Here is a 21,636-nt window from a genome sequence, read left to right on the forward strand (position 1 = left end):
GCAGCCGGAAGCGGCGGAGCACACGGCGATGACGACACTGCGCGGCCAATGGCGGTTCGACGAACCCCTGTCGCGCCATACGAGCTGGCGTGTCGGCGGTCCGGCGCGTCGGCTCTATCGCCCGGCGGATGCCGACGATCTGGTCGAATTCATGCGCGGACTCGATCCGGACGAGCCGCTGCTCTGGCTCGGACTGGGCAGCAATCTGCTCGTCGATGACGCGGGCTTTCCTGGGACCGTTATCCTGACCCAGGGGACTTTGGATATTCTGGAGCGACGCGGCAATGATCGCGTCTATGCCGAAGTCGGAGTCGCCAGTGCCAAGCTGGCCCGTTTCGCGGCCCGCCATGATCTGACCGGGATCGAGTTCCTGGCCGGGATCCCCGGCACCCTGGGCGGTGCGCTGGCGATGAACGCCGGTGCCTGGGGCGGCGAGACCTGGAGTTTCGTGCGGCGGGTCTGGACCCTGGATCGACAGGCACAGGTCCATGAGCGCGATGCAGCCGAGTACGAACCGGCCTATCGCGAGGTCCGGGGACCGGCGGGCGAGTGGTTCCTGGCCGCCGAACTGGAACTGACGCCGGGCGACGGCGCTGCGAGCCTGACGCGCATCCGCGAGCTGCTCGACCAACGCGCCGCGACCCAGCCGGTCGGCCAGCCGAGCTGCGGCTCGGTGTTCCGCAATCCGCCGGGAGACCATGCCGCGCGTTTGATCGATTCGCTCGGACTCAAGGGACTGCGCATCGGCGGGGCCGAGGTCTCTTCGATCCACGCCAATTTCATCATCAATCGGGGCGGAGCGACGGCGACCGACATCGCCCGCCTGATCGAACAGATACAGCAAACGGTCGAGCGTCACACCGGCATCCGCCTGATGCCCGAGGTGCGGCGTGTCGCCGGAGGAAACGCATGACGACTGAAACGATCCGGGCGCCCGAACGCTTCGGTAAAGTGGCCCTACTGATGGGCGGACAGGCCGCCGAGCGCGAGATCTCGCTCAAGAGCGGGCGCGCCGTGCACGAGGCGCTGCAACGTCTCGGCATCGACGTCGAGCCGCTCGACCCGGACGCGACCATCCTGGAGCGACTGCGCGCCGGCGGTTACGATCGCGCCTTCATCATCCTGCACGGGCGCGGCGGCGAGGACGGCCAGATCCAGGGCGCACTGGAGACCATCGGCCTGCCCTATACCGGTTCGGGCGTGCTCGGCTCCGCGCTCGGCATGGACAAGTATCGCTGCAAGCTGGCCTGGACCGGTTGCGGTCTGCCGACGGCCGACTTCGTGCTGCTGCGCGACGAGAGCGACCTGGCCGCCGCCGCCGAACTCGGCTTTCCGCTCATGATCAAGCCGGTGCACGAGGGGTCGAGCATCGGCATGGCGCGTGTCGAGTCGGTCGAGGGACTGGAGCGCGCCTGGCGTGCCGCCGCCGAGTTCGACTCACTGGTGCTGGCCGAACGCTGGATCCGGGGCACCGAACTGACCTGTGCCATCCTCGGACGTGAGGCACTGCCGATGATCCGCCTGGAGACGCCGCACGCCTTCTACGACTACGAGGCCAAATACAGCGCCGACAGCACCCGTTATCACTGCCCGAGCGGGCTGGACGCCGAAGTCGAGGCCCGCCTGCACGAACTGGCCCTGCAGGCGTTCGACGTGGTCGGGGCGAGCGGCTGGGGCCGGGTCGACCTGATGCTCGACGAAGCCGGACAGCCCTTCCTGCTGGAGATCAACACGGTTCCGGGCATGACCGACCATAGCCTGGTTCCCATGGCCGCGCGCACGGCCGGGATCGACTTCGACGATCTGGTCCGGCGCATCCTCGAGACGAGTCTCTGATGGTGAGCACGGTTTCCGGCAAGACCGAGACCCGCCAGGCGACCCATCCGACACGGATGGGTACGCGCCTGCGCGCCCTGCTCGGGGCGCTGATCCTGCTCGTGCTCGGCGGTGCCGGCCGGCTGTTTCTGCGCTGGGAGCCGACACTTCTGCCGGTTCGGCTCATTCAGATCGAGGGCGAGGTGCATCATCATTCCTCGCAGCAGCTCCAGGAACGGCTGACCGAGCGCCTGCATGGCGGTATCCTGACGGCCGATCTGGTCGACCTCAAGCAGACCGCCGAGGAGCTGCCCTGGGTCGGTCAGGCGACGCTGCGCCGGGTCTGGCCGGATACCCTGCGGGTTCAGGTCCGGGAGTATCGTCCGATCGCGCGCTGGAGCCTCGATGGTCTGGTGACGGCCGATGGCATCGTCTTCCGTCCGCAGGGTGGCGCCATTCCGTCCAATCTGCCCCTGCTGGAGGGCGACGACAAGCGCGCGCCCGAGATCACGGCCCGCTATCAGAAGTGGCGAGCGGCGCTCGAGCGCATCGGTCAAGGCATCCGGCAACTGTCGGTCGACCCGCGCGGCGACTGGCGTCTCAAGCTGGCATCGGGGGCCGAGCTGCGTCTGGGGACCACGATGGTGGAGGAACGGTTGGCGCGCTATCTGGCGAGCGCGCCCCAGTTGGAGGCAGCGGGTCGGCCACTGACGGTCGATCTACGCTATAGCAATGGCTTTTCAGTGAAATGGGCGCCGAATACGGACACCGGGGTCCGGGCGCACCCCGATCGCGTGGCGGCGCGAACGGGCAATCGAGGATAAATCTGGATGGCGCGACGTAACGACAAGAGTCTGCTGGTAGGTCTGGATATCGGAACCTCGAAGATCGCCTGTTTGGTCGGCGAACTCAAGGACGACGATCAGATCGAGATCATCGGCCTCGGCACCCACCCCTCGCGTGGGCTCAAAAAGGGTGTGGTGGTGGACATCGAGTCCACCGTGCAGTCGATCCAGCGTGCGGTCGAGGCGGCCGAGCTGATGGCCGATTGCGAAATCCATTCGGTCCATGTCGGCATCGCCGGCAGCCATATCCGCAGTCTCAACTCGCACGGCATCACCGCGATCAAGGAGCACGAGGTCAATCAGGCCGATGTCGATCGTGTCATCGAGGCCGCGCGCGCCGTGGCCATCCCGACCGATCAGAAGATCCTGCACATCCTGCCGCAGGAGTTCATCATCGACGACCAGGAGGGCATCCGCGAGCCGATCGGCATGTGCGGCGTGCGGTTGGAAGCGCGGGTGCACATGGTCACGGGCGCGGCCAGCGCGGCCCAGAACATCGTCAAGTGCGTCCGCCGCTGCGGGCTGGAGGTCGACGATCTGGTGCTGGCGCAGCTCAGTTCGAGCTACGCGGTGCTCGGCGAGGACGAGAAGGAACTGGGCGTGTGCGTGGTCGATATCGGCGGCGGGACCACGGATCTGGCGGTCTTCACCGATGGCGCCATCCGACACACGGCCGTCATTCCGATCGCCGGCGATCAAGTCACCAACGACATCGCCGTGGCACTGCGCACGCCGACCCAGCACGCCGAGCAGATCAAGATCCAGCATGCCTGCGCCCTGACCCAGCTGGCGGCCAATGGGGACAGCATCGAGGTGCCGAGCATCGGCGACCGTCCGCCGCGACGGCTCTCGCGCCAGACCCTGGCCGAGGTCGTCGAGCCGCGCTACGAGGAGCTGCTGACCCTGTTGCACAACGAGCTGCGTCGCAGCGGCTTCGAGGACGTGATCGCCGGCGGCGTGGTGCTGACCGGCGGCAGTGCCAAGATGCGCGGGTTGATCGAGCTGGCCGAGGAGGTGTTCCACATGCCGGTGCGTCTGGGTGTGCCCAATCGCGTGCTCGGTCTGTCGGAGGTCGTCGACAATCCGATCCACTCCACGGGCGTGGGACTGTTGATGTATGCGCGTCAGCACCGCTTCGCCCGCCGTCCGGAGCTGTCCGAGCATCCGGGATTGAGGGGCATGCTGGCGCGTCTGCGCCATTGGTTTCAAGGGAATTTCTGATTCGATCGATGGGGCTTGATCAGGGCCTCATCGAGACCGGTTTGATTTTGTTGGTCGGTCGGTGCGTGCCGAGCGTGTCGACCGAGTCGGGGGTGGTCGCAGGACTCGGGTCCACGGCCGGAATTCAAGTTTTACGGTGGCGCACAGGGTGCGCCGGGGAGCAGAACAATGTTCGAACTGATGGATACCCACAGTCAGAATGCCGTCATCAAGGTCATCGGTGTCGGTGGCGGCGGCAGCAATGCGGTCAATCACATGGTGGCCTCGACCATCGAGGGCGTGGACTTCATCTGCGCCAACACGGACGCGCAGGCACTGCGTCATTCCAACGTCAAGACCATCCTGCAGCTGGGGGCGGGCATCACCAAGGGACTGGGCGCGGGCGCCGACCCGGACGTCGGTCGGCACGCGGCACTCGAAGACCGTGACCGTATCCAGGAAGCGCTCGAAGGCGCCGACATGGTGTTCATCACCGCCGGCATGGGCGGCGGCACGGGTACGGGTGCGGCGCCCATCGTGGCCCAGGTCGCCAAGGAGTTGGGTATCCTGACCGTGGCCGTGGTCACCAAACCCTTCCCCTTCGAGGGCACCAAGCGTCGACGCATCGCCGATGAAGGGATCTCGGAGTTGGCCCAGCACGTCGACTCGCTCATCACCATCCCCAACGAAAAGCTGCTGGCGGTGCTGGGCAAGGACACGAGCCTGCTCGATGCCTTCAAGGCCGCCAACGACGTCCTGCTCAACGCCACCCAGGGCATCGCCGAACTCATCACCTGCCGCGGTCTGATCAACGTCGACTTCGCCGACGTCAAGACCGTCATGTCGAACATGGGCGTGGCCATGATGGGCACAGGCTCGGCACGCGGCGAGCACCGCGCGCGCGAGGCCGCCGAGGCCGCCATCAAGAGCCCGCTGCTGGAAGACATCGATCTGGCCGGCGCCAAGGGCATCCTGGTCAACATCACCGCCGGCATGACCCTGACCATCGGCGAGTTCGACGAGGTGGGTAACACGGTGCGCGACTTCGCCGACGACGACGCCACCGTGGTCGTGGGCACCGTGGTCGATCCGGAGCTGGAGGACGAGCTGCGCGTGACCGTGGTGGCCACCGGACTCGGCGACCGGCGCGTCAAGGTCAAGCGCACGGCGGGCGAACCGTCCGTGCGTCTGGTGACGGCGGACTCCAGTGATTCCACACCCGACTATCGCGAAATGGACCGCCGTCCGGCCGTCTATCGCAAGGGGGCGGGTTCCGCCGCCTCAGATGCCGGCGGCGACAACGACCTGGATTACCTGGACATTCCTGCCTTCCTGCGTCGTCAGGCGGATTGATCAGGAATTTCCCTGAATCGATAAATTTAGTAAAAACAAAGCATTTCTGCTTTTTTTGTCGTCAGGGTTGAAAATATTTCGGGAAAACCCTAATCTAGGCATCGTCGCGCACCTCCCGATGGGAGGCGCGTGGCGATATCTGGAAGGAGCCGTGGCTCGAGCCCGGTGTCCGAGTCGAACGGCCGGCCGAATGCCCGACGGGCCGCCGTGGATTGCGATGGGAGATCCCGAATCGATGCTCAAGCAGCGTACATTGAAGAACGCCATCCGGGCGACCGGGGTCGGCCTGCATACGGGCGAGAAGGTCGAACTGACCCTGCGTCCGGCGGCGCCCGATACGGGGATCGTCTTTCGTCGCATCGATCTGGACCAACCCGTCACCATCGCGGCCACACCCTTCAACGTCGGCGACACGCGGTTGTCGACCACCCTGGTCCATGGCGATGTGCGGGTCTCGACCATCGAGCACCTGCTCTCGGCCTTCGCCGGTCTGGGGATCGACAACGCCTATGTGGATCTGGCCGCCGCCGAGGTGCCGATCATGGACGGCAGCGCCGCGCCCTTCGTCTTCCTGCTGCAATCGGCGGGGATCGAGGAGCAAGCCAAGGCCAAGCGCTTCATCCGCATCAAGCGACCGGTCGAGGTCCGCGACGGCGACAAGTTCGCACGCTTCACGCCCTACGACGGCTTCAAGGTGAACTTCTCGATCGAGTTCGATCATCCGGCCTTCCAGTCGCGCTCGAACCGGGCCGAGATCGATTTCTCGACCACGTCCTTCGTGCGTGAACTGAGTCGGGCACGGACCTTCGGCTTCCTGCGCGATATCGAGGCACTGCGCCGGCAGAATCTGGCCCTCGGCGGCAGTCTGGACAATGCCGTGGTGGTCGACGAATACCGCATCCTCAACGAGGAGGGCCTGCGCTACGAGGACGAGTTCGTCCGACACAAGATCCTCGATGCCGTCGGCGATCTCTATCTGCTGGGCCATACCCTGATCGGCGCCTTCGAGGGCCACAAGTCCGGGCATGCGCTCAACAATCTGCTGCTGCGCGCGCTCGTCGCCGATGAAGCGGCCTGGGAAGAGGTCGTGTTCGAGGACTCCGCCGCCGCGCCGATCTGCTATGCCCAGCCGGTGCCCGCCCTCTGATCAATCCGTCCCCTCGGGCGTCGCGCGCGGACCATGCCGCGCGAGTCGCCTGAGCGCCTCGCTCAGGTGTGGATCGCGCTGATGATCCGCCGCCTCCAGCAAATGTTTGGCCGCCGTCTCCGAGAGCCGGACTCGTCGGCTCGCCGTTTTTCGCTCGGACGATTCGTGTTCCGGCAGTCTGATCTGAAATCCGACCGCGTCGACGTGGTAAGATTTCAGCGATGTCAAAATCTCACCCGCTAAAAAACGTGCGCGCGTCAGCCATGCCGTGGAATCCAGGAACAGGGTCAAGCGACCATCGGCGATCTTCAGGTCTAGGCAGTGCGCGCCCAGCTTTCCAGGCAGAAGCGCCCGAATCTCGGCGACGAGCGTCCGTTCGCGTCGGTCCTGTTCGAGCCGTTCGCGCGCGAATCCGTGATGACTCAGATGGTCACGGATGTGTCGAAAACGCAGTCTCATCGCAACATCCTCGTTTCGCTCAAGCCTCTCCCACACTTCCCGAGACCGATCCGTCGTATCGCCCGCCCCTGTGGAGCAGGACGGGACTCGGGGCCATGCCCGACGTCGGCCACGCTCGGCGTCGGACCTGACCAGTAGAAGAGATCAGCCATGCCCCACTTCGCTCGCAAGAAGACTCAACGCGGCCAGACCCTGGTCATGCTCTCGGCCGTCTCCAGCTTTGCCCTGGCCGGGGTCGGATTCGGATTCTGGATCGGTGATCGGGCCGGCGCGCCTGGTCACGCCAGCATCGCCATGGAACCGGCGTCCGTCAACCCTTCGGGGACCGATTCCGGCGAAATCGGCGCCATTGCCGCCCGTTTGGGTGAGATGCAGGCCGAACTCCTGCGGATCAATGCGCTCGGCGAGCGTCTGGTCCGGGTCTCGGGTCTCGATCCCGATGAGTTCGATTTCGTGAATGCACCACCGCGCGGCGGACCCGAGACGGCGCTGGCGCGTGATTACACGATCAAGGAGCTGGCCGATGAGCTGTCGACGCTCGTGGTGCTGGTGCAGGATCGTGAGCGCAAGCTCGATCGACTCGCCGATCAGATCCTCGAACAACGGCCCCGAACCGCCAGTGCGCAGCTCGGCAACTGGCCGGTGCGCTCAGGCTACATCAGCTCGCCCTATGGCTTCCGGGTGCATCCGGTTCGGAACTCGCGCCAGTTCCATGAGGGCGTCGATTTCGCCGCCAAGCGCGGCGCCCCCATCCTGGCCGTCGCCGATGGTATCGTGGTCTTCAGCGGGTGGCGCAACGGCTACGGCAATCTGGTCGACATCCGTCATCGCGACGGTCTGGTGACGCGCTATGCCCACAACAGCGCCAATCTGGTCCGTGAGGGCGAGCCGGTTCGACAGGGCCGGCAGATCGGGACCGTCGGTTCGACCGGGACGGCGACCGGACCCCATGTGCATTTCGAGGTGATCCGCAACGGGCGCGCGGTCGATCCAATGCCCTATCTGCGTAGCCAGCCGACCCAGCGTCTCGCCAGCGCCGAGATGTTGCGCTGACCGATCTCATCCAAGGCCAAACGCCCGAGCCGGCTCGGGCGCATTCCCGGACGCGGTCGGCGGCGAAATCCGTTATCATCCGCCGCTTTCCGCGTCAGGCTCTCTAAAGAATCCCGCGATGTTCAATCCATTCAAGAAGCTCTTCGGCAGCCGCAACGAGCGGCTGGTCAAATCACTGATGAAGACGGTGGCGCGGATCAACGCGCTCGAACCCGAACTGGCGCAGCTCTCGGATCAGGCACTCGCGGCCAAGACCGCCGAGTTCCGCGAGCGTCTGGCCGGGGGCGCGACGCTCGACGATCTGCTGCCCGAGGCCTTCGGCGTGGTGCGCGAGGCCGGCAAGCGCGTGCTCGGGATGCGGCACTTCGACGTGCAGCTCGTCGGCGGCATGGTGCTCAACAGCGGCAAGATCGCGGAGATGCGCACCGGCGAGGGTAAGACCCTGGTGGCCACGCTGGCGGCCTATCTCAATGCGCTGCCGGGCAAGGGCGTGCACGTCGTCACCGTCAACGACTATCTGGCGCGGCGCGACGCGGCCTGGATGGGGCGGATCTATCACTTCCTGGGGCTGTCGGTCGGCGTCATCAACTCCTCGGGCGGGCTGGGGCCGGATATGGCGTCCTATCTGTTCGATCCCGAGTTCGAACCGGAGGCCGGTCAGGGCTATCGTCATCTGCGCCCCTGCACCCGGCGCGAGACCTATGGCGCCGACATCACCTACGGCACCAACAACGAATACGGCTTCGACTATCTGCGCGACAACATGGCGTTCACGCCCGAGCAACGGGTTCAGCGCGATCCCTTCTACGCCATCGTCGACGAGGTCGACTCGATCCTGATCGACGAGGCGCGCACGCCGCTCATCATCTCGGGGCCGTCCGAGGGCGGGACCGATCTCTACAAGCGGATCGACAAACTCATCCCCAGGCTCACGCGCCAGGCGCCCATCACCAACGAAGAGGGTCAGCCGGACTTCGGCCCGGGCGACTTCTCGGTCGACGAAAAGACCCGTCAGGTCTATCTGAGCGAGGAGGGGCACGAGAAGGTCGAGCAGATGCTCGTCGAGATCGGGTTGCTGGAGGAGGGCGCCGGGCTCTACGATCCGAGCAACATCGTGCTCATGCACCATGTCTACGCGGCCCTGCGTGCACATACGCTGTTCCAGAGGAACGTCGAGTACATCGTGCGCGACGGTCAGGTCATCATCGTCGACGAGTTCACCGGGCGCACCATGCCGGGTCGGCGCTGGTCGGAAGGTCTGCATCAGGCGGTCGAGGCCAAGGAAGGCGTGCCGATCCAGCCCGAGAACCAGACCATGGCCTCGATCACCTTCCAGAACCTGTTCCGGCTCTATCCCAAGCTCGCGGGCATGACCGGCACGGCGGACACCGAGGCCTACGAGTTCCAGCAGATCTATGGCCTGGAAGTCGTCGTCATCCCGACCAACAAGCCGATGGTCCGCGACGATCGCGGCGATCTGGTCTATCTGACGCCGGATGAGAAGTACGAGGCCATCATCGCCGACGTGCGGGACTGCGTCCAGCGCGGTCAGCCGGTGCTGGTCGGTACGGCCTCGATCGAGACCTCCGAGCTGGTCTCGGGCCTGCTCAAGAAGGCCGGGATCGCTCATGAAGTGCTCAACGCCAAGCAGCACGAGCGCGAGGCCGGCATCATCGCCCAGGCCGGACGTCCGGGGGCCGTGACCATCGCCACCAACATGGCCGGTCGCGGCACCGACATCGTGCTCGGCGGCAATCTGGAGGCCGAGCTGGAGGAGGCCGGCCCGAACGCCGATCGCGAGGCGATCCGCGCCGCCTGGAAGGCGCGTCACGAGCAGGTCATCCAGGCCGGCGGCCTGCATGTGGTCGGCACCGAGCGTCACGAGTCGCGGCGTATCGACAACCAGTTGCGCGGTCGTTCGGGGCGTCAGGGCGATCCGGGTTCCTCGCGCTTCTATCTGTCGCTCCAGGACAACCTGATGCGCATCTTCGCCTCCGACCGCGTCGGCAAGATGATGCAGCGTCTCGGGATGCAGCGCGGCGAGGCCATCGAGCATCCCTGGGTGACCAAGGCGATCGAGAACGCCCAGCGCAAGGTCGAGGGTCGCAACTTCGACATCCGCAAGCAGTTGCTCGAATACGACGATGTCGCCAACGATCAGCGTAAGGTCATCTATCGTCAGCGGCGCGATCTGATGGATGCGCTCGACGTCTCCGAGACCGTCGAGGCCATGCGTGCCGATGTGCTCAAGGGGCTGATCGACACCTATATCCCACCCGACAGCCTGGAAGAGCAGTGGAACGTCGCCGGACTCTCCGAGGCGCTCACCGAGCACTTCGGCGGTGCCTGGCCGATCCGGAGCTGGCTCGACCAGGATCACGACCTGCACGAGGAGACCCTGCGCCGTCGCATCCGGGACGTGCTCGCTCAGCGTTACCAGGAGCGTGAGAATCTGATCGGTGCGGCCAACATGCGCCAGATCGAGCGCGCGGTCATGCTCCAGACGCTCGACAGCCACTGGAAAGACCATCTGGCGGCGATGGATTATCTGCGCCAGGGCATCCATCTGCGCGGCTATGCCCAGAAGAACCCCAAGCAGGAGTACAAGCGCGAGGCGTTCCTGATGTTCTCGGCCATGCTCGACAGCATCAAGCAGGACGTGGTCACGACGCTCGCCAGGCTGGAGATCCGGGCCGGTGAGAGCACTGCGTTCGATCGGCGCCTGCCCGAACCCGCGCCCAAGGGCTTCGAGTTCAAGCACGAGGTCTTCGAGGGCTTCGGCGAGGGAGGCGAGGAGGCATCCGAACCGACGGCTGGTCGGAGCCGGGGTGAAGAAGACCATCACCCCTATGTGCGCGACGGGCGCAAGATCGGTCGCAACGAACCCTGTCCCTGTGGTTCGGGCAAGAAATACAAGCAGTGCTGCGGTAAGGTCGACTAAAGAGGCGATGGCGTCACATGAGCGAGACCGATCTGTCTTTTCTGTCCGTCCCGGGCGTGCGTCTGGCGACCATCGGGGCGGGTATCCGCTATCAGGGGCGCGATGATCTGCTGGCGCTGGAACTGGCGCCCGGCAGTCAGTGCGCGGCGGTGTTTACCCGCAACGCCTTCTGTGCCGCGCCTGTGACGCTGGCGCGTCATCACCTGAGCCGGACCGCGCCGCGTTATCTGCTCATCAACTCGGGTAACGCCAACGCCGGCACCGGCGCGCGCGGACTCGAGGATGCGCTGGCCTGCTGTGTCGCGCTCGCCGAGACGGCGGGCTGTCGGCCCGAGGAGGTCTTGCCCTTCTCGACCGGCGTGATCGGTGAGCCGTTGCCGGTCGCGCGGTTCGAAGCCGCCATGCCGGCGCTTCTGGAGCGGTTCGAGGCGGCGTCCTGGCCGCAAGCGGCGCGCGCCATCATGACCACGGACACCGTGCCCAAGCTCTGCTCGCGGACCTTTGAGATCGACGGGCTTCAGGCGACCATCACCGGCATCGCCAAGGGTGCGGGCATGATCTGTCCCGACATGGCGACCATGCTCGCCTTCATCGCCACCGATGCCGCCGTGGCGCCCGAGGTGCTGCACTCCTGTCTCAAGGCGGCGGCCGATCGCTCGTTCAATGCCATCACCATCGATGGGGACACCTCGACCAACGATGCCTGCGTGCTGGCCGCGACCGGTGCGCTCGGCAATGCGCCCATCGTCGATGAGGCCGGCGCCGACTATGCGGCGTTGCAAGCCGCGGTCGAGTCGGTCTGCGTCGAACTGGCCACCGCCATCGTGCGTGACGGCGAGGGCGCGACCAAGCTGGTGAGGGTGCGCGTCGAGCAGGCGCGCGATCGCGACGAGGCGCGGCGCGTGGCTTACACCATCGCGCACTCGCCGCTGGTCAAGACCGCGCTCTTCGCCTCCGATCCCAACTGGGGGCGGATCCTGGCCGCCGTGGGGCGGGCCGGGGTCGAGAACCTGGTCATCGAGGACGTCGACATCTGGCTCGGGGAAGTGCGCATCGTCGAAGCGGGCGGTCGCGCCGCCGATTACACCGAAGCGGCGGGTGCCGCCGTCATGGCCGAGTCCGAGATCCTGATCCGGGTCGCGCTCGGACGTGGTGCAGTGGATGCCGAAGTGCTCACCTGCGACCTCTCCTACGACTATGTGCGCATCAACGCCGAATATCGGAGTTGATCGCGGGATGGGCGCGGCTTCGGCCGCCTGACGGATGCTCTGGAGTCGCGCCCATGCCCGAAATCATCCATGTCATGGCCGGCGCCATCGCGGATGCGAGCGGGCGCATCCTGGTCGGCAAACGCCCGGATCATGTGCATCAGGGCGGACTCTGGGAGTTTCCGGGCGGCAAGCTGGAACCGGGCGAGTCGCCCGAAGCCGGTCTGGCGCGCGAACTCGCCGAGGAACTCGGCATCCAGGTGCGCGCCGGCCGTCCGCTGATCCGCGTCCATCACGACTATGGCGATCGTCATATCCTGCTCGACGTGCATCGGGTGGACGACTATGCGGGCGTTCCACATGGACGCGAGGGCCAGCCGCTCGACTGGCTGGCGCCCGAGGACATGGACCCCGCCGCCTTTCCCGCCGCCGATCGACCCATCATCACCGCGCTGCGTCTGCCGCCGCTCATGCTGATCACGGGCGAGGAACCGGACCGGCCCGATGCGTTCCCGGCGCGTCTGGGGCGTGCTCTGGAGGTTGGTGCACGTCTGGTGCAGCTGCGCGCGCACCAGCTTTCAGCGAACGACTATGCACACCTGGCGCAATCCGCCTTCGATCTGTGCGACCGAATGGGCGCGAAACTGCTGCTCAATCGCGATCCCGCCGAGGTCACGAGCGTTCCGCGTCATGGTCTGCATCTGAACAGTCAGGTATTGATGACGCTCCGCGAGCGTCCAGGCCGATCGGGCGAACTGGTCGGCGCCTCTTGCCATGATCCGGTCCAACTGGCGCGCGCGGTCGACCTGGGTCTGGATTATGCGCTGCTCTCGCCCGTCAAGCCCACGGCCAGCCACCCCGAGGCCAGTCCGCTCGGTTGGGAGACCTTCGCCGCTTGGATCGACCCCGTGCCGCTACCGGTCTATGCGCTGGGCGGGCTGACGACGGACGATCTGGACGACGCCTTCCAGCATGGCGCCCAGGGGATCGCCGCCATCCGGGGACTGTGGCCGGCGCGCTAGACTTGGATTTTCGGCCGATTGGGGCCATTGTTCGATTGTCGGCCTTGGGCCGCGACCGGCGACGCCCATCGAACAAGAGCGGGTGCTGAATAGGCGTCTCCCACTCTTGATTCATAATCCCCTGAAAGGCGCTGTTTTCTGGCGGAGGAACTGATGAAGATCACAGCTCTCACCCTGTGCTTGCTGGCCTTCGGCTCCATGACGATTCAGGCCGCGGAGCTGAATACACCCGCTCCCAGCTGTCGCGTGCAAACGCTGACGGGCCAGTCCGGCGTCGATCCGGCCGCCTTCCCCGGCAAGGTGGTCTACCTCGATTTCTGGGCGTCCTGGTGCATTCCCTGCGCCAAGTCCTTTCCTGTTCTCGACCAGTGGCACTCGGATTTGGGCGGGCGTGGATTCGAGGTCATCGCCATCAATCTGGACGAAGAGCGTCAGGAAGCCCTGAACTTTCTGCAACGGCATCCGGTCCGGTTCACCATCGGCGCCGATCCGGCCGGCAAGTGTCCGCGTCTCTACGCGGTCAAGGGCATGCCGACCTCGTATCTGATCGATCGTCAGGGGCGGATCCGGGAGGTCCACGAAGGTTTCAAGACCAGCGATGCCGCCGGTCTGCGTGCCCGGATCGAATCACTGCTCTCCGAGCCCTGATCGACGCCATGAACACCCGACGCCTGTCCAGATCCCTGATGCTCCTGACATCCTTGCTGGCCGGCTGCGCGACCCAGGTCGCGCCCTGGGAGCGCGGCCAGCTCGCGCGTCCCGAGATGGCGCTCGAACCCTATCCGCCGGAGGCGAGCTTCCGCCAGCACGTCTTTTTCTCCAAGGAATCCGTCAGCGGCGGCTATGGCGTCGGTGGAGGTGGGTGTGGCTGCAACTGACCGGCCTCGTTCGATCGCAGCCTCGGCGGAATGCAGCGACGGCTCCCGCTCTGTCCAGATCGCCTCAGCGGCCCGCACGGCCTCTGGCGGAGCACAGGGAGTCAACAAGACGATCTCGGCCCTGACCAGTGCGGCGCTCGCGCTGCCGGGGTTGGCGTCCAGCGTGCAGGCCGCCGGCCCGATGGAACGCCAATGGGACGTCGGCTATTTCCACTACGAGGAGGGCGGCGAGCGGATGCGCGTCGAGAGCCTCAAGCAGAGCCTCGTGCTGCCGCTTGGGGACGCCCTGGACCTCACGTTGAACGCGGTCCGCGACACCATCTCCGGCGCCTCGCCCATCTACAATGTCCCCGAGATCCGCTGCCAGGATGGTCGCGTCTTCACCGCGCCGGTCATCAGTGTCAGCGGCGCGTCCGGTAACGCCGAGCCCCGTGGGACGCGCCCCGAGCGACCGCCGTTGAACACGGGTGACTGCCGTCTCGGCTCGGCCCGGCAGGTCATGCTGGAGGACACCTTTCAAGACGTGCGTACCGCCGGCGATTTCAAGCTCAACTACTATCGCGGTGATACCAGCCTGGGACTGGGGGCCGGGGTCTCAAGCGAGCAGGACTATGATTCGCGGTTCCTGGCACTGGATCTGCGCCGCGAGATCAACGACAGGCTGACCACCCTGACGTTTGGTTACAGCCTGGCCTCGGATACCTTTTCGCCGCTCAACAAACCCGACTTCTCCGGGGACAAGGATGCGCATCAAATCCTGCTGGGACTGACCCAGGTGCTTGGCCGCAACGATCTGCTGCAAATCAATCTGACCCTCGGCTACGACCAGGGCTATCTGACCGATCCCTACAAGAACGTTTATCTGCTGTCGACCAACGAGGCGATCGACGAGTCGCGCCCCGACAGCCGTCGTCAGTGGAATCTGCTCGCACGCTATAACCATTATTTCACCGCCTTCAAGGCGGCGCTGCACCTCGACTATCGCTACTCCCGGAGCGATTGGGGCATCGAGGCGCATACGCTGGAAGCCGCCTGGATCCAGCCGCTGGGGCAGGGCTGGCACCTGGTTCCACGGCTGCGCTATTACACGCAGAGCGAAGCGGATTTCTACCGGAGCTATTTCGAGACCCTGCCGGCCAGTGGAGACTACAGCAGCGATTATCGTCTGGCCGGATTCGGTGCCCTCGGCGGCGGACTCAAGCTGACCAGGCAGGTCACGAGCCAGGCACGGCTGGATCTCGGGGTCGAGTTCTACGACCGGCAGTCGGCCTATGGGCTTCAGGAGCATACCGACAGTGCGTTCGCCGACTATGGCTTCACCATCTACAGCCTGAATCTGCACCTCGAGTTCTGAATGCCGGTCTGCCACCAGGTATTCAAGGCCATGGGCTCGCCCTGCGAGCTGCATCTCCACGGGCCGGACGCGGCTGAGACGCGCCGGGTCGCCGCGTCCGTCATCGCGGATGTCCAACGTCTGGAGCGGCGCTATTCGCGCTACCGCGACGATAGCCTCACGAGCGCCATCAATCGCGTCGCGGCTGTCGCCGGTCGTTGCGAGGTCGATGCGGAAACGGCCGCGCTGCTCGACTATGCCGATACCTGTTATCGCGAAAGCGATGGGTTGTTCGACATCACCTCGGGTGTGCTGAGGCGCGCCTGGACGTTCGAGAACGCTTGCGCACCTGAGCCCGAGGCGATCGCGGCCCTGCTCGATCGGGTCGGCTGGGACAGGGTGGTCTGGAAACGCCCGTTCTTGAGCTTCGGCCGGCCGGGAATGGAGATCGATTTCGGCGGCATCGGCAAGGAGTATGCGGCCGATCGCGCGGCGGCACTCTGTCTCGACGCCGGTATCCGGAGTGGTCTGATCAATCTGGGCGGGGACGTCCGTGTCATCGGCGCACTCCCAGATGGCGATCCCTGGCGCATCGGTATTCGCGATCCGGAACGGCCGGAGACGCTCCTCGGGGGCGTGCTCATGACGGGCGGGGCGCTGGCGACCAGTGGCGACTATGCCCGCTTTTTACGCATCGATGGACGGCGCTACGGCCACATCCTCGACCCTAGGACCGGCTGGCCGGTACTGGGGCTGGTCTCGGTCAGCGTCATCGCGGCGAGCTGTCTGGTCGCCGGCAGTCTCAGCACCATCGCCATGCTCAAGGGACGGGCCGGGATCGAATGGCTGCATTCGCTCGACGTCCCCCATCTTTGGATCGACGCCGACGGTGGCCGGGGCGGGGCGGGTGTGTTCGCCGATCTCTTGAAGACCCCAGGCTGAATCGGCCGAGATCGCCGGAGCGGCTCAATGCCGAATGGGTGTTTCCGTCGAGTCGGGGGCGTCCTCACTCGGCGCCTCGCTGTCATCGGCAGGGAGACGATGTCGCTCCTCCAGCCAATCGCCCAGATCGATCAGCCGACAGCGCTCGCTGCAGAACGGGCGCCAGCGCGAGTCCGGCGTCCAGGGCACGGGCTTGCCGCAGTGCGGACACTCGACCGTCTTGACCATGGCCTCAGAAGACACAGCAGGTGAGCCGGAACCGGATGTCCTCGGTGTGCGGCGTGGCGCGTCCCTGGAGTTCGGGCTTCATGAAGCGGATGCTGAAGCGGTTCTTGTGACCGCTGATCTCGGGGAAGATCGCCGTCTCGGCTTCGAGCGTCACGCGCAGCATCTGTGCCGGCACCAGGGCATCGAGCGCTTCCTGATAGAACCCGCCCTCGGCGAGCACCTGGCGTGAGGCCGAACTGGAGCGCATCAGCGAGAGCGCGAGCCGGATGGCCTCGATCGCCGGATTGAGATCCTGGAGCCAGTCGTTGAACCGGGTCTGGCGCTGCTCGGTCGGCTGGATGAGCCAATAGTGGAAGTGCGGCAGGTCGAAGCTACAGGTGCCGCCCGGAATACTGCTGCGCTGGGCGATGGCCTTGAGGAATTCGTCCTCGCGCGCGCGATGACCGATGGGGCCGTTGAGTTGCTGGACACCCTCGGTGACGCGGCGCAGATCCGCCAGTACCTCGTTGAGCGCTTCCGTGTCGACGCCACGCTGGGTCGAGAGCCGATTGAGATTGCCGGTGAGACGATCGAGTTCCTTGAGGATCTCGGTCCTGACATCCGCGCGCGTGGTGACGGCGACGATATCCAGTAGCGCCCAGATGGCGCAGCGCGAGGAGCGCGGGTCTTCCTGCTGGACGAAATACTCCAGCTGACGGAACAGATGTTCCAGTCGCAGGAAGGTGCGGACACGTTCGTTGAGCGGATGTTCGAAGGTAATCAATGTTGACACGGCCTTGTCTCGATATCCGGCGGGCAGCGCCCGTCAGACGACCCAGTAACGGTTGAGGCGGCTCCGATCCGGCCCGCGCCGAGGGTGATACGGCGAGCGGCGGGACGGGACATGGATCCAGCGATGAGCCGGGCTGGTACGGAATTGTCCCGATTTCGATGCCGGATGTCATCCGTCTTGCGCGCGAAGTCGCCGTCTTCGCGATGAAGGGTGGCGCGTCGGATGGATGTCGGGCACGGCGCGATGCCCGGAAGCACGGCTGACTCAACCAAGGCGCAGCGCCTGTTTGTAGAAGCGCGGCACGGCATCCGGGTCGGTCGTCATCAGGATCTGGTCGGTCAGCCAGGACGGTACGCGCCCCTGACGTTTCATCTCTTCGAGCTGCCGGCGCAGTCCGTCCCAATAGAACTCGCCGCCCGAGCTGTCGAAGAAGACCACGGGTCCGGTCTCGATCACGCCGAGCTTCATGTCGGTGAGCGTCAGCCCGATCTCTTCCAGGGTGCCGACGCCGCCGACCAGGAACAGATGGAAACTGGCGATCTCGAACCAGCGCTGACGTGCCTGACGGCTACGGGCCTGGAAGGTCTGGTAGAACTCGGCGCTCTCGTTGGGCTTTTGGTCGACCGTCTCGATGAAGCTGGAACCGACCAGGAGTCCGAGCCGGTGCGCCACGTCCGTGACCTGCTGCATGGCGCCCGGTCCGCCGCCGGTCAGGATGCCGATGTCGCTGCCGAAGAGGGCGCGCAGATTGATGAGCAGACGCTCGATCTGAGCCGCCGCCGTTTCGGACAGCGGCTTGGTCGATCCATAGACGGCGAAGATCAGACAGGAGCGGAAGCGATCGACCTTGTCGGGCGTGGTGAAGTAGCCGCGCAGTCCGCGGAAGACGTGGCGGACCACATGGCCGCGCGCCTCGTTGCACCAGAAGACCTGGAGACCCAGACCCTCGTAGTCGGCCAGCCGGCCATGATCGCGCGAGGACAGGAAGGGACCATGCTCGAAGGAGGCGCGCCGGAAGACGATGCGCCCGATGCGCCCCCGGAGCGCCGCCTCGCAGATCTGGGTGTGCTCGATCAAATTGGGGAAGTAGCCCAGCAGCAGGGTGGCGCGTGCCCCGTCCGGCAGGTCGGCCAGGATCTGAGTGCCGCACTCCAGGCGTGCGGTGAGATCCAGTCCCTCGGCGACCAGTCCGGCCGAGAGATCCGTGCCGCCGCGCGGGTCGCGCGGCTTCTGCGGCTGGGTCCAGAGTCGCTCCGGCTCGCCGCCCGCCATGAGTGTCGCCGGATCGCGCACCACAGCCGCCAGGCGGTGCGAGTAGCGATCGCGCACCGGGCCGGCTTCGAGCCGGTCGAAGATCGCCAGCAGCGACTGACAGCCGGTGGCCTCGTCGTCGCCCGCGCAGGGTTCGGGATGCGCGTGTCCATGCCAGTAACGCGGCTTGGGATCGACCCGGATGGCCTCGTGCACCGAGGCGGCCACGCTCGGGTTGATGATGAGCTGTTCGGTGCGGTTGACGAATTCCAGATAGACGTTGGTGCCGCGCGTGGAGACCGGATCGAGCACCGTGGCCTGGAGGTGCACGCCGAGCGCTTCGTCGAGGTTGCGCAGCACGACGTAATGGCGGTGCAGGAACATCGAACAGGCCGTCACCAGTCCGTCCCTGGGCGGCAGCTCGATGTGCTCGACCTCGACGCGCGTCTGTAGCCGGTTGAGCAGATCCTTGCCGTCGGCATGGGTGGCGATGGCCGTGACTTCCTCGGGCGTGAGCGGCTTCTGGAAACGATAGATGCGCTGCTGGGGACGCAGGATGAGATAGCCGTGGCCGTCGAGCGAGAACCCGGCCGGCACCTGGAGCGCGTTGTCGTGGATGAGCCGGTGGATCGCCGCCGAGTCGAGCCGGTTGTCCTCGGGACAGAACACCAGACGCCCCACGCGCAGTCCGGGCACCACGATGCGTTCCAGATGCTCGCCGATGCCGTAGGAGGCGATGGCCGCCAGGATGCGCAACTGGAGGTCGCCGTGGTCGTCGTTCAGCTCCAGCTCGCCGAGCGGCAGGATGTTGATGCCCATCCGCGCCAGACGACTGCGCGCGGCGAACACCAGATCGCGTTCGCGCCCGCCGATCAGGGCGCGGAAGCTCGGGTTGACGGCAAAGCGCGCACTGACGACGAAGCCCTCGTCGTCGTGCGCGATGAGGCGCGTGATCCAGCCGTCGCCGGTTTCGGGGGTTGCGTACATGGGGACTCTCTCGCCGCTGGCTCTCGTCGAATGGGTCCATCGCCGTGGATGGACGGCTAGAGTACCACAGCCGGGCGCGCGCTCGGTTTGGCCGTCCGGCGAGGCGCGATGCTACTATGCGCGACCAACATTCGAACGCACCGTGCCGCCCGGCGGGGCAGGGCGCGGGGCCTTTCCACACACGTCAGGAGAATCCCATGGCCGGTCACAGTAAATGGGCCAACATCAAACATCGCAAGGCCGCGCAGGACAAGCAGCGCGGCAAGGTCTGGACCAAGCTGATTCGCGAGGTCACGGTCGCCGCGCGCGAGGGCGGCGGTGATCCGGGCGCCAATCCGCGTCTGCGTCTGGCGATGGAAAAGGCGTTCGGCGCCAACATGCCGCGCGACACCGTCGAGCGCGCCATCAAGCGCGGCGCCGGCGGCACCGAGGGCGAGAACTACGAGGAGATCCGCTACGAGGGCTATGGTCCGGGCGGCGTGGCCATCATGGTCGACTGCATGAGCGACAACCGCAACCGGACCGCGTCCGAGGTGCGTCATGCCTTCACCAAGCGCGGCGGCAACCTGGGCACGGATGGTTCGGTGAGCTATCTGTTCACCAAGCAGGGCATCATCAGCTTCCAGCCCGGCACCAGCGAGGACGCGGTGATGGAGGTCGCGCTCGAGGCCGGCGCCGAGGACGTGGTGGTCAATGACGACGGCTCGCTCGATGTCGTCACCACGCCCGAGGCGTTCACGACCGTCAGGGACGCGCTGACCAAGGCCGGCTTCGACACCGAGGTCGCCGAGATCGGCTTCAATGCCGCCACCCAGGTCGAGCTCGACGCCGAGACGGCCGAGAAGCTCCTCAAGCTGGTCGAGATGCTCGAAGACCTCGACGACGTGCAGGAGGTCTATCACAACGCCGATATCTCCGACGAGATCATGGCTGCGCTCGACGGCTGACGTGAGCCGTATACCGAACGCCAGAGAAGAGGTGCCGCATGGCTGATCCGCACGCCCCACGCCATCGCATCCTCGGCATCGACCCCGGTTCGCGCAACACCGGCTTCGGCGTCATCGACAGCGACGGGCATCACAGCGTGCGCGTGGCCAGCGGCTGCATCCGCGTCGGCGAGCATCCCTGGCCGGACCGGCTGGGGCTGATCTTCGATCGGGTCGCGGCCATCGTCGCCGAGTATCAGCCGCACGAGATGGCCGTCGAACAGCTCATCTTCGCCCGTGACCCGACCGCCGCGCTCAAGATCGGCCAGGCGCGCGGCGCCGTGCTCTGCGCCGGACTCAAGGGTGGAGCGATCGTGCACGAATACAGCCCCAAGTCGGTCAAGCTCGCCGTGGTCGGCTCGGGCGGGGCCGACAAGTCGCAGGTGCAGCACATGGTGCGGGTGCTGCTGGCGCTCCCCGAGACCCCAGTCGAGGACGAGGCCGATGCGCTCGCCATCGCCCTCTGTCACGCCCATTCGATGGGCATTCCGGCCCGCAAGCGCGCCGCCGCCTCCTGGCGCGACTGGAGACCCTGACGCATGATCGGACGACTTCAAGGCCGGATCCTGGCCAAGCATCCGCCGCAGCTCCTGCTCGACGTCAACGGCGTCGGCTATGAGCTGGAAGCCCCCATGTCCACCTTCTACGACCTGCCGGCGGTGGGCGAGACGGCCACGCTCCTGACCCATCTGGCGGTGCGCGAGGATGCCTGGACCCTCTATGGCTTCATCCGCGAGCGCGACCGTGCGCTCTTTCGTTCACTCATCAAGGTGACGGGTGTCGGGGCGCGCATGGCGCTGGCCATCCTCTCGGGCATGGACGCGGCACGCTTCGCCCAGTGCGTCGAGCAGGAGGACACCACGGCCCTGACCCGCCTGCCGGGCATCGGCAAGAAGACCGCCGAGCGTCTCATCATCGAGATGCGCGACCGGCTCGGTGCGGTGATGACCGCGCCCGGCGCGGCGCTGCCGTCCGTGACCGGCCAGGCGGCGAGCGAGTCGAGCACGGTCGGCAAGGGCGCCGAGGATCAGGCGCTCGCCGATGCCGTCAGCGCCCTGGTCGCGCTCGGCTACAAGCCGCCGGACGCCAACCGCATGGCGCGCGCCGTCGACGATGGGGCCAAGACCGCCGAGGAGATCATCCGCGCCGCGCTGCGCTCCGTGAATCCGGTCTGAGCGATCCGTTCGTCGTCCGGACCGTTGCCCCGAGAGAGATT

21 protein-coding genes are annotated in these 21,636 nt (G+C 66.1%); 17 read left to right on the top strand and 4 right to left on the bottom strand.

Annotation, left to right across the window (positions count from 1 at the left end; genetic code table 11):
* The first annotated feature begins 28 nt into the window (after positions 1-28).
* From murB to lpxC, 6 genes are all read left to right on the top strand, one after another.
* The gene (gene murB / locus Atep_RS01550) at positions 29-913 is read left to right on the top strand and encodes a UDP-N-acetylmuramate dehydrogenase (protein ID WP_213379828.1); all 885 of its coding nucleotides are present in this window, start codon (positions 29-31) and stop codon (positions 911-913) included.
* Positions 910-1,836 carry a D-alanine--D-alanine ligase gene (locus Atep_RS01555; RefSeq protein WP_213379830.1) on the top strand — a complete coding sequence of 309 codons (927 nt, stop codon included), beginning with the start codon at positions 910-912 and terminating at the stop codon, positions 1,834-1,836. Before murB ends, Atep_RS01555 begins: the two co-directional genes overlap by 4 nt.
* Before the next feature lie 2 nt (positions 1,837-1,838).
* A complete protein-coding gene (locus Atep_RS01560; RefSeq protein WP_236786345.1) occupies positions 1,839-2,639 on the top strand; it encodes a cell division protein FtsQ/DivIB in 801 nt (266 codons plus the stop codon).
* Between the two features lie 6 nt (positions 2,640-2,645).
* Entirely contained in the window at positions 2,646-3,881 is a 1,236-nt protein-coding gene (gene ftsA, locus Atep_RS01565; RefSeq protein ID WP_213379832.1) for a cell division protein FtsA, read from the top strand.
* 168 nt (positions 3,882-4,049) lie between these two features.
* Complete coding sequence (ftsZ, locus tag Atep_RS01570) at positions 4,050-5,213, top strand: cell division protein FtsZ (protein ID WP_213379834.1); 1,164 nt, start codon at positions 4,050-4,052, stop codon at positions 5,211-5,213.
* Between the two features lie 235 nt (positions 5,214-5,448).
* A complete protein-coding gene (gene lpxC / locus Atep_RS01575) occupies positions 5,449-6,360 on the top strand; it encodes a UDP-3-O-acyl-N-acetylglucosamine deacetylase (protein ID WP_213381357.1) in 912 nt (303 codons plus the stop codon).
* Here the strand turns inward: lpxC and Atep_RS01580 are convergent, their stop codons facing one another.
* The gene (locus Atep_RS01580) at positions 6,361-6,819 is read right to left on the bottom strand and encodes a DciA family protein (RefSeq protein WP_213379836.1); all 459 of its coding nucleotides are present in this window, start codon (positions 6,817-6,819) and stop codon (positions 6,361-6,363) included.
* A 150-nt stretch (positions 6,820-6,969) separates the two neighbouring features.
* Here Atep_RS01580 and Atep_RS01585 point away from each other — a divergent pair, with 150 nt between their 5' ends.
* The 8 genes from Atep_RS01585 (at position 6,970) to Atep_RS01620 (ending at position 16,196) form a co-directional block, all read left to right on the top strand.
* Positions 6,970-7,872, top strand: a complete 903-nt coding sequence (locus tag Atep_RS01585) for a M23 family metallopeptidase (protein ID WP_213379838.1) — start codon at positions 6,970-6,972, stop codon at positions 7,870-7,872.
* 118 nt (positions 7,873-7,990) lie between these two features.
* Positions 7,991-10,813, top strand: a complete 2,823-nt coding sequence (secA, locus tag Atep_RS01590) for a preprotein translocase subunit SecA (RefSeq protein ID WP_213379839.1) — start codon at positions 7,991-7,993, stop codon at positions 10,811-10,813.
* Positions 10,814-10,830: 17 nt separating this feature from the next.
* The gene (argJ, locus tag Atep_RS01595; protein WP_213379841.1) at positions 10,831-12,042 is read left to right on the top strand and encodes a bifunctional glutamate N-acetyltransferase/amino-acid acetyltransferase ArgJ; all 1,212 of its coding nucleotides are present in this window, start codon (positions 10,831-10,833) and stop codon (positions 12,040-12,042) included.
* Positions 12,043-12,095: 53 nt separating this feature from the next.
* On the top strand, positions 12,096-13,043 hold the full coding sequence (locus Atep_RS01600) for a Nudix family hydrolase (RefSeq protein ID WP_213379843.1): 948 nt from the start codon (positions 12,096-12,098) through the stop codon (positions 13,041-13,043).
* A 153-nt stretch (positions 13,044-13,196) separates the two neighbouring features.
* On the top strand, positions 13,197-13,691 hold the full coding sequence (locus Atep_RS01605; RefSeq protein ID WP_213379845.1) for a TlpA family protein disulfide reductase: 495 nt from the start codon (positions 13,197-13,199) through the stop codon (positions 13,689-13,691).
* Between the two features lie 8 nt (positions 13,692-13,699).
* Complete coding sequence (locus Atep_RS01610) at positions 13,700-13,921, top strand: DUF4266 domain-containing protein (protein ID WP_213379847.1); 222 nt, start codon at positions 13,700-13,702, stop codon at positions 13,919-13,921.
* Complete coding sequence (locus Atep_RS01615; RefSeq protein ID WP_213379849.1) at positions 13,908-15,275, top strand: DUF3570 domain-containing protein; 1,368 nt, start codon at positions 13,908-13,910, stop codon at positions 15,273-15,275. Before Atep_RS01610 ends, Atep_RS01615 begins: the two co-directional genes overlap by 14 nt.
* A complete protein-coding gene (locus tag Atep_RS01620; RefSeq protein WP_213379851.1) occupies positions 15,276-16,196 on the top strand; it encodes an FAD:protein FMN transferase in 921 nt (306 codons plus the stop codon).
* Between the two features lie 24 nt (positions 16,197-16,220).
* Here the strand turns inward: Atep_RS01620 and Atep_RS01625 are convergent, their stop codons facing one another.
* The 3 genes from Atep_RS01625 to Atep_RS01635 form a co-directional block, all read right to left on the bottom strand.
* Positions 16,221-16,424: a DNA gyrase inhibitor YacG gene (locus Atep_RS01625; RefSeq protein WP_213379852.1), complete on the bottom strand. Its 204-nt coding sequence runs from the start codon at positions 16,422-16,424 to the stop codon at positions 16,221-16,223.
* Between the two features lie 4 nt (positions 16,425-16,428).
* Positions 16,429-17,196 (bottom strand): cell division protein ZapD, encoded by a 768-nt coding sequence (gene zapD, locus Atep_RS01630; RefSeq protein WP_213379854.1) that lies wholly within the window; start codon positions 17,194-17,196, stop codon positions 16,429-16,431.
* 264 nt (positions 17,197-17,460) lie between these two features.
* Positions 17,461-19,434: an LOG family protein gene (locus Atep_RS01635; RefSeq protein WP_213379855.1), complete on the bottom strand. Its 1,974-nt coding sequence runs from the start codon at positions 19,432-19,434 to the stop codon at positions 17,461-17,463.
* 197 nt (positions 19,435-19,631) lie between these two features.
* On the opposite strand from Atep_RS01635, the gene Atep_RS01640 reads away from it, so the two are divergent.
* From Atep_RS01640 to ruvA, 3 genes are read left to right on the top strand one after another with little or no spacing between them, the layout of a single operon-like run.
* A complete protein-coding gene (locus tag Atep_RS01640) occupies positions 19,632-20,381 on the top strand; it encodes a YebC/PmpR family DNA-binding transcriptional regulator (protein WP_213379857.1) in 750 nt (249 codons plus the stop codon).
* A 38-nt stretch (positions 20,382-20,419) separates the two neighbouring features.
* The gene (gene ruvC, locus Atep_RS01645) at positions 20,420-20,956 is read left to right on the top strand and encodes a crossover junction endodeoxyribonuclease RuvC (protein WP_213379859.1); all 537 of its coding nucleotides are present in this window, start codon (positions 20,420-20,422) and stop codon (positions 20,954-20,956) included.
* A gap of 3 nt (positions 20,957-20,959) precedes the next feature.
* On the top strand, positions 20,960-21,595 hold the full coding sequence (gene ruvA / locus Atep_RS01650) for a Holliday junction branch migration protein RuvA (protein ID WP_213379860.1): 636 nt from the start codon (positions 20,960-20,962) through the stop codon (positions 21,593-21,595).
* Positions 21,596-21,636 lie beyond the last annotated feature (41 nt).

It is taken from the genome of Allochromatium tepidum (assembly GCF_018409545.1).
GTDB classification, from domain to species: Bacteria; Pseudomonadota; Gammaproteobacteria; order Chromatiales; family Chromatiaceae; genus Thermochromatium; species Thermochromatium tepidum_A.

What these genes read in the sequence shown, in the direction of transcription:
- Atep_RS01620 (WP_213379851.1), top strand. Translation starts at nt 15,276, where the DNA reads ATGCCGGTCTGCCACCAGGTATTCAAGGCCATGGGCTCGCCCTGCGAG.
- ftsZ (WP_213379834.1), top strand. Translation starts at nt 4,050, where the DNA reads ATGTTCGAACTGATGGATACCCACAGTCAGAATGCCGTCATCAAGGTC.
- Atep_RS01640 (WP_213379857.1), top strand. Translation starts at nt 19,632, where the DNA reads ATGGCCGGTCACAGTAAATGGGCCAACATCAAACATCGCAAGGCCGCG.
- Atep_RS01610 (WP_213379847.1), top strand. Translation starts at nt 13,700, where the DNA reads ATGAACACCCGACGCCTGTCCAGATCCCTGATGCTCCTGACATCCTTG.
- Atep_RS01600 (WP_213379843.1), top strand. Translation starts at nt 12,096, where the DNA reads ATGCCCGAAATCATCCATGTCATGGCCGGCGCCATCGCGGATGCGAGC.
- Atep_RS01625 (WP_213379852.1), bottom strand. Translation starts at nt 16,424, where the DNA reads ATGGTCAAGACGGTCGAGTGTCCGCACTGCGGCAAGCCCGTGCCCTGG.
- ruvC (WP_213379859.1), top strand. Translation starts at nt 20,420, where the DNA reads ATGGCTGATCCGCACGCCCCACGCCATCGCATCCTCGGCATCGACCCC.
- Atep_RS01585 (WP_213379838.1), top strand. Translation starts at nt 6,970, where the DNA reads ATGCCCCACTTCGCTCGCAAGAAGACTCAACGCGGCCAGACCCTGGTC.
- Atep_RS01580 (WP_213379836.1), bottom strand. Translation starts at nt 6,819, where the DNA reads ATGAGACTGCGTTTTCGACACATCCGTGACCATCTGAGTCATCACGGA.
- Atep_RS01555 (WP_213379830.1), top strand. Translation starts at nt 910, where the DNA reads ATGACGACTGAAACGATCCGGGCGCCCGAACGCTTCGGTAAAGTGGCC.
- ftsA (WP_213379832.1), top strand. Translation starts at nt 2,646, where the DNA reads ATGGCGCGACGTAACGACAAGAGTCTGCTGGTAGGTCTGGATATCGGA.
- secA (WP_213379839.1), top strand. Translation starts at nt 7,991, where the DNA reads ATGTTCAATCCATTCAAGAAGCTCTTCGGCAGCCGCAACGAGCGGCTG.
- Atep_RS01635 (WP_213379855.1), bottom strand. Translation starts at nt 19,434, where the DNA reads ATGTACGCAACCCCCGAAACCGGCGACGGCTGGATCACGCGCCTCATC.
- argJ (WP_213379841.1), top strand. Translation starts at nt 10,831, where the DNA reads ATGAGCGAGACCGATCTGTCTTTTCTGTCCGTCCCGGGCGTGCGTCTG.
- ruvA (WP_213379860.1), top strand. Translation starts at nt 20,960, where the DNA reads ATGATCGGACGACTTCAAGGCCGGATCCTGGCCAAGCATCCGCCGCAG.
- murB (WP_213379828.1), top strand. Translation starts at nt 29, where the DNA reads ATGACGACACTGCGCGGCCAATGGCGGTTCGACGAACCCCTGTCGCGC.
- Atep_RS01605 (WP_213379845.1), top strand. Translation starts at nt 13,197, where the DNA reads ATGAAGATCACAGCTCTCACCCTGTGCTTGCTGGCCTTCGGCTCCATG.
- lpxC (WP_213381357.1), top strand. Translation starts at nt 5,449, where the DNA reads ATGCTCAAGCAGCGTACATTGAAGAACGCCATCCGGGCGACCGGGGTC.